Origin of the sequence: Rhodococcus sp. IEGM 1341 (genome assembly GCF_030056895.1) — a bacterium.
Classification (GTDB): domain Bacteria; phylum Actinomycetota; class Actinomycetes; order Mycobacteriales; family Mycobacteriaceae; genus Rhodococcoides.
The window spans coordinates 120,383-133,395 of record NZ_JASHKV010000009.1; the positions used below are offsets into that span (position 1 = coordinate 120,383).

General features: G+C 66.3%; 13 protein-coding genes, 1 pseudogene and 1 riboswitch. Of the genes and pseudogenes, 4 read left to right on the forward strand and 10 right to left on the reverse strand.

Annotation, left to right across the window (positions count from 1 at the left end; translation table 11 throughout):
• Window positions 1-12: 12 nt before the first annotated feature.
• A pseudogene (locus QM615_RS18555) lies at window positions 13-99 on the forward strand (VOC family protein); the annotation flags it as partial.
• Here QM615_RS18555 and QM615_RS18560 read toward each other — a convergent pair.
• The gene (locus tag QM615_RS18560) at window positions 92-1,117 is read right to left on the reverse strand and encodes an AraC family transcriptional regulator (protein WP_283347728.1); all 1,026 of its coding nucleotides are present in this window, start codon (window positions 1,115-1,117) and stop codon (window positions 92-94) included. The pseudogene QM615_RS18555 and the gene QM615_RS18560 sit on opposite strands and share 8 nt — an antisense overlap.
• The gene (locus QM615_RS18565; RefSeq protein WP_269594811.1) at window positions 1,114-2,286 is read right to left on the reverse strand and encodes a pyridoxal phosphate-dependent aminotransferase; all 1,173 of its coding nucleotides are present in this window, start codon (window positions 2,284-2,286) and stop codon (window positions 1,114-1,116) included. Before QM615_RS18565 ends, QM615_RS18560 begins: the two co-directional genes overlap by 4 nt.
• Before the next feature lie 62 nt (window positions 2,287-2,348).
• Between QM615_RS18565 and QM615_RS18570 the strand changes: the two genes are divergently transcribed.
• Complete coding sequence (locus tag QM615_RS18570) at window positions 2,349-3,335, forward strand: LLM class F420-dependent oxidoreductase (RefSeq protein WP_269594812.1); 987 nt, start codon at window positions 2,349-2,351, stop codon at window positions 3,333-3,335.
• Between the two features lie 16 nt (window positions 3,336-3,351).
• On the opposite strand, the gene QM615_RS18575 is transcribed toward QM615_RS18570, so the two are convergent.
• From QM615_RS18575 to QM615_RS18585, 3 genes are all read right to left on the reverse strand, one after another.
• Window positions 3,352-4,020: a DUF3239 domain-containing protein gene (locus QM615_RS18575; protein WP_269594813.1), complete on the reverse strand. Its 669-nt coding sequence runs from the start codon at window positions 4,018-4,020 to the stop codon at window positions 3,352-3,354.
• Window positions 4,021-4,059: 39 nt separating this feature from the next.
• On the reverse strand, window positions 4,060-5,715 hold the full coding sequence (locus QM615_RS18580; protein ID WP_094639782.1) for a DNA repair helicase XPB: 1,656 nt from the start codon (window positions 5,713-5,715) through the stop codon (window positions 4,060-4,062).
• 88 nt (window positions 5,716-5,803) lie between these two features.
• Entirely contained in the window at window positions 5,804-8,095 is a 2,292-nt protein-coding gene (locus QM615_RS18585) for a helicase-associated domain-containing protein (protein WP_269594814.1), read from the reverse strand.
• A 61-nt stretch (window positions 8,096-8,156) separates the two neighbouring features.
• Between QM615_RS18585 and QM615_RS18590 the strand changes: the two genes are divergently transcribed.
• A complete protein-coding gene (locus tag QM615_RS18590) occupies window positions 8,157-8,345 on the forward strand; it encodes a hypothetical protein (protein WP_008719333.1) in 189 nt (62 codons plus the stop codon).
• 79 nt (window positions 8,346-8,424) lie between these two features.
• Here QM615_RS18590 and QM615_RS18595 read toward each other — a convergent pair whose 3' ends face one another.
• The 3 genes from QM615_RS18595 to QM615_RS18605 form a co-directional block, all read right to left on the reverse strand.
• Window positions 8,425-9,036, reverse strand: coding sequence for a resuscitation-promoting factor Rpf1 domain-containing protein (locus QM615_RS18595; RefSeq protein ID WP_149405030.1), 612 nt, complete (start codon window positions 9,034-9,036; stop codon window positions 8,425-8,427).
• An 8-nt stretch (window positions 9,037-9,044) separates the two neighbouring features.
• Window positions 9,045-9,245, reverse strand: a riboswitch (cyclic di-AMP (ydaO/yuaA leader).
• Window positions 9,246-9,521: 276 nt separating this feature from the next.
• Window positions 9,522-9,896, reverse strand: coding sequence for a YccF domain-containing protein (locus QM615_RS18600; RefSeq protein ID WP_037187421.1), 375 nt, complete (start codon window positions 9,894-9,896; stop codon window positions 9,522-9,524).
• 2 nt (window positions 9,897-9,898) lie between these two features.
• Window positions 9,899-10,117, reverse strand: a complete 219-nt coding sequence (locus tag QM615_RS18605) for a hypothetical protein (protein ID WP_082898830.1) — start codon at window positions 10,115-10,117, stop codon at window positions 9,899-9,901.
• A gap of 197 nt (window positions 10,118-10,314) precedes the next feature.
• On the opposite strand from QM615_RS18605, the gene QM615_RS18610 reads away from it, so the two are divergent.
• Window positions 10,315-10,731, forward strand: a complete 417-nt coding sequence (locus QM615_RS18610) for a cold-shock protein (RefSeq protein WP_269594863.1) — start codon at window positions 10,315-10,317, stop codon at window positions 10,729-10,731.
• Between the two features lie 13 nt (window positions 10,732-10,744).
• On the opposite strand, the gene QM615_RS18615 is transcribed toward QM615_RS18610, so the two are convergent.
• Window positions 10,745-11,257 carry a DUF2771 domain-containing protein gene (locus tag QM615_RS18615; protein WP_269594815.1) on the reverse strand — a complete coding sequence of 171 codons (513 nt, stop codon included), beginning with the start codon at window positions 11,255-11,257 and terminating at the stop codon, window positions 10,745-10,747.
• Complete coding sequence (locus tag QM615_RS18620) at window positions 11,254-12,855, reverse strand: MFS transporter (RefSeq protein WP_410482224.1); 1,602 nt, start codon at window positions 12,853-12,855, stop codon at window positions 11,254-11,256. The genes QM615_RS18615 and QM615_RS18620 overlap by 4 nt, the downstream gene beginning before the upstream one ends.
• Between the last annotated feature and the right edge of the window lie 158 nt (window positions 12,856-13,013).

Genomic DNA, 13,013 nt, shown 5'->3' on the forward strand with positions numbered 1-13,013 from the left:
CATTTCCAGTGCGCGTCGGTACTGCATCGAGGGCATCAGGGACCCAGTGTCTGGATCACCATGATCGATCCCGAGGGCAACGAGTTCTGCGTCAGCTGAGACGGTACGAGCCGGGGGTCTGGCCGGTCCATCGCTTGAAGGCTCGGCGGAAGGCGCTGGGCTCGGAGAACCCCAACCTGGTCGAGATGTCGTCGACGCTGTCTCCGCGGCTCAAACCGGAAATCGCTGCATCGCGCAGCACTTCTTCTCGCAGTTGGTTGATGGAGGTGCCCTCCTGCCGAAGGATTCGTCGCAGGTGTGGCGGGCTGATGTTCAACATCGCCGCGATTTCGTCGGTTCCCGGTGCGCCACCTTTGAATCCGGTTTCCAGGGCGCGGCGAACCTGGCTCGACGCAGTGCTGTCGTAATCTCGGGACGAGAACAGCAGATTGGGCGACTCCGCGAGGTACTCCGCCAAAGTCGCCTCGGTCTGCACGATCGGTGCCCGCATCACCGCGCTGTCGAATTCCAGTGTGGCGAGCTCGGTTCCGAACTCCACGTGGGTTCCGAAGATGGCGTCGTACATCTTTCCCGCCTCGGGGCCCGGTAGCGCGTAGGGCAGTTGCACCGACAGAAGCTTGACCCGGTTGCCGATGAGCCACGCCGCGAATCGGTGCAGCAGAATCAGCAGGAAGTCGGTCAGCAGTCGCTCGGCGAGTTCGTTGCCTTCCGGGCTCAGGTGGGTGGTGGGAGTGACGTGCACCGTCAGGACCGTGGATTCTTCGGTTCGATCGATCGTCATGGGGCGTACCGGTATCAGTACCCGCATGGTCTCGGACATCCGAATCAGTGCAGCCTGCAGGTTCTCGGTGTGTATGAGGGTCTGGCACACCACGCGAAAGCTCCCGCGCCGCACCGGTACTGCAGCGAGACCGAACAGTTCGTCGCCGGTCATCGTCCAGACCGCCTGGGTGAATGCGGTGACCTGCCGGGTGGTCAGACGCTCGGCAGGATTGTCGAGGATGGTGGATCCGATACCGGCCATCGACAGCGGGTAGGTCATGTCGACCCCGCTCCTCGTCGCGAGGTCGACGGCCTGCCTGACGAAGTAGGCCGGGATCGTCGGTTGCGCAGTCACAACTTCCGTAGCCTTTCGGCCGCGTCGGCGAGAACCTCGTCCTGCTTGCAGAAAGCGAAGCGCACCAACGACTTCCATGGAGCCGGCTCGTCGACGAACGCCGTGACCGGAACCGCCGCGACGCCCACCAGATCCGGCAGGGAACGGCAGAACTCGTAGGCGTCACCGCGTCCGATCGGTGCGATGTCGGCACAGACGAAATACGTTCCCGCGCTGTACTTCACATCGGCACCTGTCGCTGCGAGAGCGGCCGAGAGCGTGTCTCGTTTGCGTTGCAGGCCGTCGCGCATCTGCGCTATCCACGCCTGTTCGTGCTCGAGCGCGTAGGCGACGGCCGGTTGGAAGGGAGTGCCGCCGACGAAGGTCATGAACTGTTTGGCCGCGCGGACGGCGTCGATCAATTCGGCAGGCCCCAGCGCCCAGCCGGTCTTCCATCCGGTGGCGTTGAAGGTTTTGGCGGCACTCGACACCGTGACGGTGCGCTCGAACATCCCGGGCAGTGTCGCGATCGGTGTGTGCACCGTGCCGTCGAAGGTGAGGTGCTCGTAGACCTCGTCGGTGAGGACCAGCAGATCGTGGGTGACCGCGATGTCGGCGATGCGGATCATGGTGTCCCGGTCGAAGACCGTGCCGGTGGGGTTGTGCGGGGAATTGACGATCAGCATGCGCGTGCGGGGCCCGATGGCGCGTTCGAGGGCGTCGGTGTCGACGGTCCATCCGTTGCCGTCGGACACCAGTGGCACGGCGGTTCGAGTAGCACCGGCGAGTGCGATGGCGGCCGCGTAGGAGTCGTAGAACGGTTCGATCAGCAGGACGTCGTCACCTGACTCGATCAGGCCGAGAAGTGTCGCCGAGATCGCCTCGGTGGCACCGACGGTGACGAGTATCTGCGAATCGGGGTCGTAGCGCAGACCGAATCGGGCCGCCCTGTCGTCGGCGATGGCCGCCCGCAGCACCGGCATGCCAGGGCCGGGGGAGTACTGGTTGAGGCCGCTCGCGATGGCCTCACGCGCGGTCTCGAGCATGGCTGGTGGGCCGTCGGTGTCGGGGAAGCCCTGCCCGAGGTTGACGGCCTTCTTCTCGACGGCGAGTGCGGTCATCTCGGCGAAGATCGTCGACGCGAACGGGCGCAACCGTGCCACTGTGCGCGAGGGGAACAACTCGGACATTCCTGCAGCGTAGTTCACAGACGGGAACCGGTCTTTCGCCCTGCGTCTGTACTGTGCCTGTCATGCGATTCGGATTGTTCGTGCCACAGGGGTGGCGTCTCGATCTCGTCGGCATCGACCCTGCCCAGCACTGGAGTGCGATGCGCGATCACGCGCTCGCTGCCGAGGCCGGTCCGTGGGAATCCCTGTGGGTCTACGACCACTTCCACACCGTTCCCACCGCGACCGACGAGGCGACGCACGAGGCCTGGTCGCTGATGTCCGCTCTGGCCGCGACCACCTCTCGAATCCGGCTCGGCCAGATGTGCACCGCGATGTCGTACCGCAACCCGGCATACCTCGCCAAAGTTGCTGCCACAGTCGACATCATCTCCGGAGGTCGCGTCGAGATGGGCATCGGAGGCGGCTGGCACGAGCACGAGTTCCGCGCCTACGGCTATGGGTTCCCCTCTGCCGGAGAGCGATTGGGCAGGCTCGACGAGGGTGTGCAGATCTTCAGACAAGCATGGACGGCCGGAGAAGTATTCCTGGACGGTAAGTACTACGAGATCGACGGTGCCGTGGTGCGGCCCCTGCCGTTGCAGGAGGGAGGCATCCCGCTGTGGATCGCGGGCGGCGGGGAGAAGGTGACTCTGAAGATCGCCGCGAAGTACGCGAACTACACCAACTTCGACGGAACCCCCACTGGTTTCGCCGCCAAATCCGCTCTGCTGCGCGAGCATTGCGCAGCGGTGGGTACCGACTTCGATGCCATCGTCCGCTCGGCGAACTACAACGTCGTCGTCGCGGAGACCGAGGCCGAGGTGGAAGACAAGCTGCGCGCCCTCGAGGCTCGTCTGACCGAGTACGTGGGTGCGGACAAGGCCCACAGCGCACTCGACGCGTACCGCGGCATGCCCGCAGTGGGAACCCCTGAGCAGATCGTGGAGAACCTGACGGCGCTGCAGGAACAAGGGATGACGTACGGCATCTTCTACTTCCCCGAAGCGGCCTACGAACGCTCCGGTATCGAACTCTTCGAGCGGGAAGTGATCGCTGCACTGGCCTAGTGGGTCGCTGCAGGCTCTAGCGCAGGTCGTCGGGAAGATCCGTCGGGTCGATGAGCAACTGCTGGTTCTTGGCCGTGCGGACCTTCTCCGACAGGCCGATGTTGGCGTGCAGCAACGCCCACTCGCCCTCGGTGATCTCCCGGGCGGCGCGTGCGATGACCGCCGGATCGGTGGTTCCCCAGGCGATGGGCATCACCGAGGCCAACTGCCACGCTCGACCTCCGGTGTTTCGGCCACGGTCCGCGAGAACCGACACGGCAGGAACTTGTGCGCCCCGCTCGACGGCGTGTCCGGGCAGGGCCCGGACGACGCGGGTGATCAGCACGTAGTGCGGCTCGTCCACCTCCGGTTTCGCGATGTCGACCAGGGCCAGCAGTATCGCTCCACCCGGTAACTTCTCGGCCACCACCGCCGGCACCAGATCGCCTGCTGCATATTGCGATTCGATGGAACCCATCTTTCGGGGTGCCCACAGCATCACCCAGACCGAGGTGGCCGCGCCGATCAGGAACACCGCGCCGAGGATGTACGACCACGGGGCGGCGATCCAGATGAACCACGCTCCCAGTGCGATGAGGAACACGGCGGTGAGCGCTGCGGAGGCCCGCAACCGGCGAAGCTCGGTGAACGTCTCGTTGACCGACTTCGCGTGGGCTACGTCTACAGGGAACTCGAACTTGCGCACACAGGTATTCCTAGCACGGCACCGAGCCGACCCGAAGTCTCAGATCGCCGGACCGAGCAGATCGTCCGCGTCGGTGATGCGGTACGCGTAGCCCTGTTCGGCGAGGAAGCGCTGACGGTGGGCTGCGTACTCGGCGTCGAGGGTGTCGCGGGAGACCACCGAGTAGAAGTGGGCCTGACCACCGTCGTGCTTCGGCCGGAGCAGTCGGCCCAGGCGCTGAGCCTCTTCCTGCCTGGAGCCGAACGTTCCCGAAACCTGGACTGCCACAGAGGCTTCCGGAAGGTCGATCGAGAAGTTCGCCACCTTGCTCACCACGAGCGTCTGGATCTCGCCCTTGCGGAACGCGTCGAACAGCACTTCACGTTCCTTGTTCTTGGTCGAGCCCTGAATGACCGGCGCGTTCAGCGCTTCACCGAGCTCGTTCAACTGGTCGAGGTAGGCACCGATGACCAGCGTCGGAGCATCCTGGTGTTTGGCGAGGATCGATTTCACGACGGCGATCTTCGTGTGCGCCGTCGAGCACAGCTTGTAGCGCTCCTCGGGCTCGGCCACGGCGTACGACATGCGCTCGGCATCGGTGAGGGTGACGCGAACCTCGATGCACTCGGCCGGCGCGATCCAGCCCTGTGCCTCGATGTCCTTCCACGGTGCGTCGTAGCGCTTGGGCCCGATCAGCGAGAAGACGTCGCCCTCGCGGCCGTCCTCGCGGACGAGCGTCGCGGTGAGGCCGAGGCGTCGACGCGACTGCAGATCGGCTGTCATGCGGAACACCGGCGCGGGGAGCAGATGCACCTCGTCGTAGATCACCAATCCCCAGTCGCGGGAATCGAAGAGCTCGAGGTGCTTGTACTCACCCTTGGTACGACGCGTGATCACCTGGTACGTGGCGATTGTCACAGGGCGAATCTCTTTGCGCTCGCCCGAATACTCGCCGATCTCCTCCTCGGTGAGCGAGGTGCGTGCAATGAGTTCGCGCTTCCACTGGCGACCGGCGACGGTGTTGGTGACCAGAATCAGCGTGGTGGCCTTGGCTCTGGCCATAGCGGCCGCGCCTACCATCGTCTTGCCTGCGCCACAGGGCAGTACGACGACTCCCGAGCCGCCGGCCCAGAACGAATCGGCCGCCATCTCCTGGTAGTCGCGCAGTGTCCAGTTGCCGCCCTCGGTGTCGAGCTCGATGGGGTGAGCTTCGCCGTCGACGTAGCCGGCGAGGTCCTCGGCAGGCCAGCCGATCTTGAGCAACATCTGCTTCACGTGGCCGCGCTCGCTCGGATGCACGATCACCGTGTCCTCGTCGACCATCGCGCCCAGCATGGGCGCAATCTTCTTGTGGCGCATCACCTCTGTGAGCACCGCGCGGTCCAGGCTGATCAGCACCAGGCCGTGCACCGGGCTCTTGACCAACTGCAACCGGCCGTAGCGCGCCATCGTGTCGACGATGTCGACCAGCAACGGCTGCGGCACCGCGTAACGCGAGAAATTCACCAGCGCGTCGACCACCTGTTCGGCGTCGTGGCCCGCGGCACGGGCGTTCCACAGTGCCAGCGGGGTGATGCGATAGGTGTGCACGTGCTCGGGGGCACGTTCGAGCTCCGCGAACGGTGCGATGGCCGCCCGCGCTGCACCCGCGAGTTCGTGATCGACCTCGAGCAACAGCGTTTTGTCGGACTGGACGATCAGCGGGCCGTCGGTCACGGTTCCTCCTAGAGACATCTGCTGCGCCCGAAAGAGCGCAACTTCTCCATTGTCCACAGGTAGGGGCGTGCGTGCACGTGAGCCCGGTCTACTCGACCAATGCGACCGAGGTGATCCGATGCAGGGTGAAGCGCCGAACCCCACCGGTGGCGGGGTCGAACGCGTCGAGTTGGCCACCGCCGATGCTGATCGGATCGACGATGCGATGGGTTGCCACGCCCTGGGCGTCGACGTAGCCGATGCTCACGCTCCGTTTGACCTTCGCCGCGGTCTGCAGCAGCGTCATCGTCGCGGTGCTGCTGGCCCGAGACCCGTCGGCGCGCACCACGGCGCCGCCGTTGCCTGCCGCTCTGTCGGCAGCGCGCATCCCGCGTACCAACGAACCCAGCTGTTCCTCGGTGGGGACGGCCGGAGTGCGGAACGCCTGGCGTGGCCGCCGCGCCGACACCCTCGACCCGCGGGCACGCAGATCGACGATGGTGCCGGACGAGTCCTCGCCCGCAGGCGCGAATCCTGCTCCGCTCAGCACCGTCAGTACTTCGGCGAGCGGGGCCTGTGAGATCGCGACGGTCGGAGCCAGCGCTCGCAGGGCCAGCGATTCGGCTGCCGGGGACGCCATCACCTCGGCCAGCAGTGCCGGGTCCTCGCACCTGACGAACGACGCCGCGACGCCTGCGCGTAGGCGGCCGTGCCGTCGAGCCACGTCGTCGATCAGGTAGGTCAGGGCCTGCGGAACCGGCGTTCTCGAGTGGGTGGCGAACAACGTGTGCAGCTCGGAGGCGGTCAGTCCCACATCGAGAGCGCGGCGCAGGCTGGTGTCGCTGATCCGGTACATCGTGGCCGCGCCCGCGGATTCCACGTCGGCGACCAGTTCGATTCGATCCTGCAGTTCCGGCTCGAGCGGGCCGGGTGCCACCAACGTGAGGTCGGCTTGCACCAGGACGTAGTCGATGGGCTCGGGCAGGGCAGCGCGCATGTCTGCCTCGGCATTGCCGTCGTGCAGCAGGGAGCGGCCCGGGGTCGAGATCGCCCCGCGGGCGACGATGCCGAGAGCGGTGGCTTCGGCGAGAACATGTCCGACGGGTGTGACGCCGAAGCGTCCGGACCACCGGGGTCGACGCCAGGCCAGGGTGCGGGCGAGGTCGGCGGGCTGCGCTGCGTGTCCGCTGCCGAGTTCTGCGAGCAACTCCAGGATCATGCGTCGATCCCGCGGTGCGGCCGGAGAGCGGACTTCCTCGGACAGGGCGGCGATGGGTTTGTCGTTGGGGTCACGCATTCCGATGACCCAGGGTGCCCGCGGCACTTCGAGCCAGGCCGAGGCCAGGGTGTGCCAGCGCGCTGCCGGGGCGGCGGTGAGCCAGGCCTCGACCGCCGGTGTCGGGGCCCAGTAGTCGTCGCCGTTGTCGGACGCAGGAACCGGGTCCGGTGTTCCGCTCGAGATGAGGTGAGCGGCGGCCAGCAACTCGACGAGAACGCTCACTCGATCGTCGTCGAGGCCGGTGGCCTTGGTGATCTTGCGGAGCTCGCGTACTCCCAGTCCGCCGGCCTTCAGAGCGGGTGCAGGCGAAGCGGACAGTGCCTCGATCACCGCGACGCAGTGCCGACCCAGCTCCAGCGCCTCTCCTGCGGCAGCGGCGTCGACGTCGGCGAGCGAATACGTGTTGGTATCGAGTTTGGGTTCGGCGAGCGAGCGCGGGTCCGACATCGGTTCGCCGCGCAGGATCTGGCCCACTTGGACGGGCAGCTCGACGGTTTGTTCGTCCAACCAGATCAGCAGACCGGCGGCGAGCAGCTTCTGGACGGGTCGGTCCGGCGGCGTGCCCGGTGCGGCGTCGCGGGTGCGGCCGGTGGGGGACGATCTGGCGAGGGTGTCGAGAAGGCCGCGTTCGCCGTCGCCGAGTTCTGCCAGCGCCGCGGTGATGTGGGCCTCGGTGAGGTTGTCCACCGGGTCGAGTGCGCGACCGATGCGCCACGGCACCGCGTCCGCCGCTGCGGCGCTGATGCGGAAGCCTGCTGCGTCGCCCCACACCAGCAGGCGTTCGCGCAGCTGGGACAGTGCCTTGTCCACGCTCTTGGCCGGTGCGCGTTTGGCGACCACGGCCAGCAGCGCGGCGCGGGTGACGGGTCGCTCGTATGCCTCTTCGATGGCGAGGATCTCGAGGACCGTCAGAGCGAGGGTGTCGAGGGTGTCCGCGGTGTGCAGGATCGATCGGCGCTGCTCGGCCCGTCCGGCCAGTACGGCAAGGGATGCGGGCGGCGGCGCGGTCAGATCCGGACGCAGCGACATGGCCCTGATCAGCTCGGCGTCGCTGCGAGCTGCGATCCATCGAGGCAGATCCGGGGGCGTATCGGTGTGTCGGTGCGCAGTCGTGTCGGTCATCGTCTATCAGATTAGAGACCTGGGCTGGTGCTTGCCGCAGGGCAGGTGTCAAAATAGGCGCATGGTGAACAAGTCGAAGAAGCCCTATGTCGATCCAGGCTGGCCGGAAACCGCTCGCGGTGACCACGCGGTGACCGAACTCTCGTCCGCTCGCTCGGGTGGCTTGTCGCCCTTCGGCGAGGACACCGAGTTCCCGCTGCCCGTCGAAGACCTTCCCTACGCCCATCCGGTGACCGTGGTCAATCGCTAGCCGCGGCCCTCGAGCACGAAGAAGCCCCCGACAATCCGTCGGGGGCTTCTTTCGTACGAGCTGAACCGTCTCCGGGCGCTTACTGGGGCAGGAATGCCTTGTTGGCCTGGTAGAAGTTCACGATCTGAGGATCGAGCTGGATGCCCTGAGCCGCGTTCTGCACGAACGAGGCGATCTGCGGATCGTTGGTGAGGTTCTGGACGGCGGTGACGATGCCCTCGACGACCTCGGCCGAGTTGTCGACTGCCGGGATGGACGTCAGGTCGGGCAACGCGGGAACTTCCGGTGCCTTGGGGGTGACCGGAACACTGCGCTCGGTGGGCGCGCTGTTCAGGCCGAGGCTCGAGGAGCAGGACGGCCATGCGCCCCAGCCCTGCGAGTCGAGGACCTTCTCTGCGACTGCGATCTGCTCTTCACGGCTGGCCTGGTTGGCCGTGGCCGCGTACTGCTGGCCGCCGTGCGCGTTCCAGGTGCTGGGGGAGAACTGCAACCCACCCTGGTAGCCGTTGCCGGTGTTGATGCCCCAGTTGCCGCCGGCTTCACACTGTGCCAGGCGGTCCCAGTCGGAATCCGGTGCCGCGTTCGCGGTGCCGGTGAAGGCGATGCTCGCGGTGCCCATGATGGCTCCGGTGACTGCGACCTTTGCGACGGTCTTGCCAGTGGTGCTCGGCTTGCGATGACGTCCGCTCATACGAGTTGAAATCCTCTCCACACGCGCCTGCGAGGTCAGCTGTCGGGTTCGGGCTGAGAGGTAGCCCGGCCGTCTCACACACTCCTGCGAGTGGGCAATTGGGCTTCACCCCAAGGGAAGTCGGTGCGGCTTCGTGAGTCGCTACAACTTCCCGGTTGTCCGTGGAGGACGTGGGTCCCCCGTCCTCGTCCCCTGGGTGATCGTCAAGGGTGTTCCGGTTCCCGCGGGACGAGGTTTGGCGCTGCGGGCCGGAATTCGGCCGAACTTTCCGGCCGCTGCTGACCGTACTGAAATTCCCGCCTTACGTCACTATTTGGTAACTGTCGATTTCGGGGCGTCGCCGAGAGCACATTTTGTACCTCTTTCGGGTCGCTCGAGTCGGCCCAGCTAGTGGACGTGCCGGGCATTGAACCCCTGTCCGTTGCCTGTCCGTTACCGGAGCGTGATGTGATGGAAGTCACATCGACGGGAACCGGTTCCGGAGGTCACCGAACGGCAACGATGTCCTTGCCGAGGGGCATCAGGGATACGGGGATCATCTTCAGGTTCGCGATCGCCAACGGGATGCCGATGATGGTGATCGCCATCGCGACGGCGGTGACCACGTGGGTCAGGGCCAGCCACCAACCGGCCAGAATCAGCCACAGCACGTTTCCGACGAGCGCACCGGATCCGGACCCCGGCTTGTCGACGATCGTCGATCCGAACGGCCACAGCGCGTAGACGCCGATGCGGAACGACGCGATGCCGAACGGAATGGTCACGATCAGGATGCACAGCAGCAGCCCGGCGAGGAAGTAGCCCAGTGCCAACCACAGGCCGCCGAAGACCAGCCAGATGACGTTCAGTATCAACCGCATGGTCAACGCGCCCGTCGTCCGGATGCCAGCGCGTACCCCAGCGCCAGCACGAAGCCGGTCGGCGCGGAGAACATGGCCGTCAGGTAGAGCCCGAGTGGGGGCTTCGCGTCGGAGAAGATCGGAAACATCAGGATCGCGACGATGGCGACGAGGCCGATCGCGAACAAAGCCAGCGCGATGCGCAGCAGAGCGGTGCTGCTCTTACGGGTCGTTGTGTCCACATCGACCACGGTAGTGCGAATCGCGACGCTGTGAAGAGCGCAGTGCGGTGAACAACTCGAATGCTCTATCCGGGCTCACCGCGCTAGACTGGTTTATTCGCGTCCTACGTCCTCGTGGGGCGCGAAACTTGTGCGGGCCGAACATCGGTCCCACGGACAACGCAACTGTCACAGCAACAGATGAACGGGTGAGCTCAGTGCCGACCGGCAAGGTGAAGTGGTACGACGTCGACAAGGGATTCGGATTCCTCTCGCAGGAGGAAGGCGAGGACGTTTACGTGCGTTCCTCGGCGCTGCCCGAGGGCGTCGAGGGCCTCAAAGCCGGTCAGCGAGTCGAGTTCGGGATGGCTGCAGGCCGTCGCGGACCGCAGGCCCTGAGCCTGAAGGTGCTCGAGCCGGCGCCGTCGGTGCGTCAGAACTCCGGCAGCACCCGCCGCGAACCCGTCGAGCGCAAGCACACTCCCGACGAGCTGCACGGCATGGTCGAGGACATGATCACGCTGCTCGAAGCGACGGTGCAGCCCGAGCTCCGCAAGGGCAAGTACCCGGACCGCAAGATCGCGCAGCGCATCTCCGAGGTGGTCCGGGCCGTCGCCCGCGAGCTCGACAGCTGATCTCGGGAACGACCTACGGCAGCGTGCCGATCGACCAGATGGCGTGGCTGACGAAGCCCTCCTGATTGGTGTCGGTGTCGATGATGCCGGTGGGCAGACGCACTTCGATCCCGAGCAGGGTTCGGCCGCTGTCGTCCGTGGTGGGCACCGTGACGCTGAGCCTGGTTCCCGGTTCGTTGAACGCGCTGTCCTCCACGACGTTTCCGCTGTCGTCGCCGTAGACCAGGGCGAGCACCCACGGTGCCGAGTAGACGGCCTCGGGAAGCGAGAGCTGCACCGTCGGGGCCTTGCCGACCTGGATCTCGGTGGTTTCTCCGACGTTGGTGCACAGCGGGTCGCTGACGGCGCAGTACAGGTACGGCTCCACGTCGACGGCTCGGCCGTTGGCGTAGGCGGAGACGGTCGGTTCCTTGTCCGGCGCGTTCCCGATCAGCAGCGCGAGTACCGCGACGAACGCAACGGCGACGACGAGCAGACCTGCGGCGATCAGGGCCGCGATCTTCTTGGTGCGGGGAGCGAGATTCACTTGGTCACGTTTTCGCCGAAGGAACCGTCGGACACTTCTTGTTCGACGTGGTCGGGGCGGTTGCCGCCGAAGCCGGGCAGAAGTGATCTGCCGCGGTAGGTGAGGAATGTCTGCACGAGCCCGATCGTAAGCAACACCGAGACCACGGTGAAACCGAGCCAGTACTCGGTGGGGAGCAGCACGCCGAGCGTGCCGCCCAGGACCCAGCACAGTTGCATGACGGTTTCCGATCGGCCGAATCCCGACGCGATCGATTCCGGCGGCAGATCGGCCTGCAGGGACGCGTCGAGGGAGACCTTGGCGAGTGCACTGGCGCTCGACGCGACGAGCGCTGCCACCGCTGCGGTGAGCAGGCTGTCGGTGACCGCGGCGACGACGGCCACGACCGTGACTGCGAGGGTGCAGCGAAGAACCACAAGGGACGGCCGGCCGAGCTTGATCCTGGCTCCGAGCGCGTTGCCGGAGAAGTTGCCGAGACCGGCGGCGGCTCCGACGAGACCGAGCATCGCGGCCTGCTGAAGCGGCTCGTGTTCGGTACGGGATTTGGCGACGAACGCGATGTAGAGCGTCAGGAAGCCGGTGAGAATCCGGATGGTGCCGTTGCCCCAGAGCCCGACGATGACCGCCCGGCCCAGGGGCTGTCTGCGGTTCTTGGCGCTGCTCGACGCCGGGGGCGAAGGGGGCGTGCGGCGGAGGTTCTCGGTGGGAGCCCCGCTTCCCGCGTAATCGCGATCACCGTGCTGATCGGCGTGGTAACTCAAGGTTGCGGGCACTTCACCCTCGGTGATCTCCACCCAGGACGGAATGCGCATGCTCAGGTAGGCACCGAGCACGGTGATCGCGGCGACGAACCACAGGGCTCCCGGCGAACCCGCGGCGAACGCGATGCCGCCGGCGACCGCCCCGGCCGCGATGGTGCCGCCGAGCAGACCGAACACCGTCAGACGTGAGTTGACGCGGACCAGGTCGATCTCCGGCGGCAGTACCCGTGGAGTCACCGCGCTCTTGAGCACCGCAAAAGACTTGCTCAGGACGAGCATGCCGAGCGCGGCCGGATACAACACCCAGCTGTCGAAGTTGAACACCAGCACCACCGCCAACACGGTGCGCAACCCGAAGGACGTGGCGAGCGCGATGCGGCGGCCCTGCTGCAATCGGTCCAGCAGTGGACCGATGAGCGGCGCGATCAATGCGAACGGCGCGATGGTGATGACGAGATACAGCGCGACCTTGGTCTTGTCCTCACCGGTGGCGGCGGAGAAGAAGAGCGTGTTGGCCAATGCGATCGCCAGCGCGGCATCCGATGCGAAGTTCGCCATGGTCGCGTACGTGAGTGCCGTCAAACCGGACTTGTCGGCACCGTCGGCCTTCGCGGCTCGCTGAAACGATGCGATTCCCTTGCCGGTCAGCTCGCGTCCACGCATGGCGGCGACGCGGGTGACGGTCAGCTTCTTGGGCATCGGCGGCGGCTTGCGTGCGCCGGCCTTGCCGCGTGCCGCAGTGATCTGCTCGGTACGCGGCGGGTGCAACGGCGGCAACGGCTCGCGGCGGCTCGGAACATGGGCGGTCACAGGAGTTGCGGCCGGGTAGTTGGCCAGACCGGGGTGCTCGAGTGGGTCAGGAGCGGAGCCTGCGGGGTGCTCGAGCGGGTCAGGAGCGGAGCCTGCGGAGTGACCGGGTCGGTCAGGAGCATCGTTCTGCTCGGGGTCGTGAGCGGAGCCCGCGGAGTGATCCTGGTGTGGGTCGTCCGCACCCG

Coding starts and splice junctions, on each gene's coding strand:
- QM615_RS18565 (WP_269594811.1), bottom strand. CDS start 2,286: ATGTCCGAGTTGTTCCCCTCGCGCACAGTGGCACGGTTGCGCCCGTTC.
- QM615_RS18570 (WP_269594812.1), top strand. CDS start 2,349: ATGCGATTCGGATTGTTCGTGCCACAGGGGTGGCGTCTCGATCTCGTC.
- QM615_RS18585 (WP_269594814.1), bottom strand. CDS start 8,095: ATGACCGACACGACTGCGCACCGACACACCGATACGCCCCCGGATCTG.
- QM615_RS18590 (WP_008719333.1), top strand. CDS start 8,157: ATGGTGAACAAGTCGAAGAAGCCCTATGTCGATCCAGGCTGGCCGGAA.
- QM615_RS18595 (WP_149405030.1), bottom strand. CDS start 9,036: ATGAGCGGACGTCATCGCAAGCCGAGCACCACTGGCAAGACCGTCGCA.
- QM615_RS18600 (WP_037187421.1), bottom strand. CDS start 9,896: ATGCGGTTGATACTGAACGTCATCTGGCTGGTCTTCGGCGGCCTGTGG.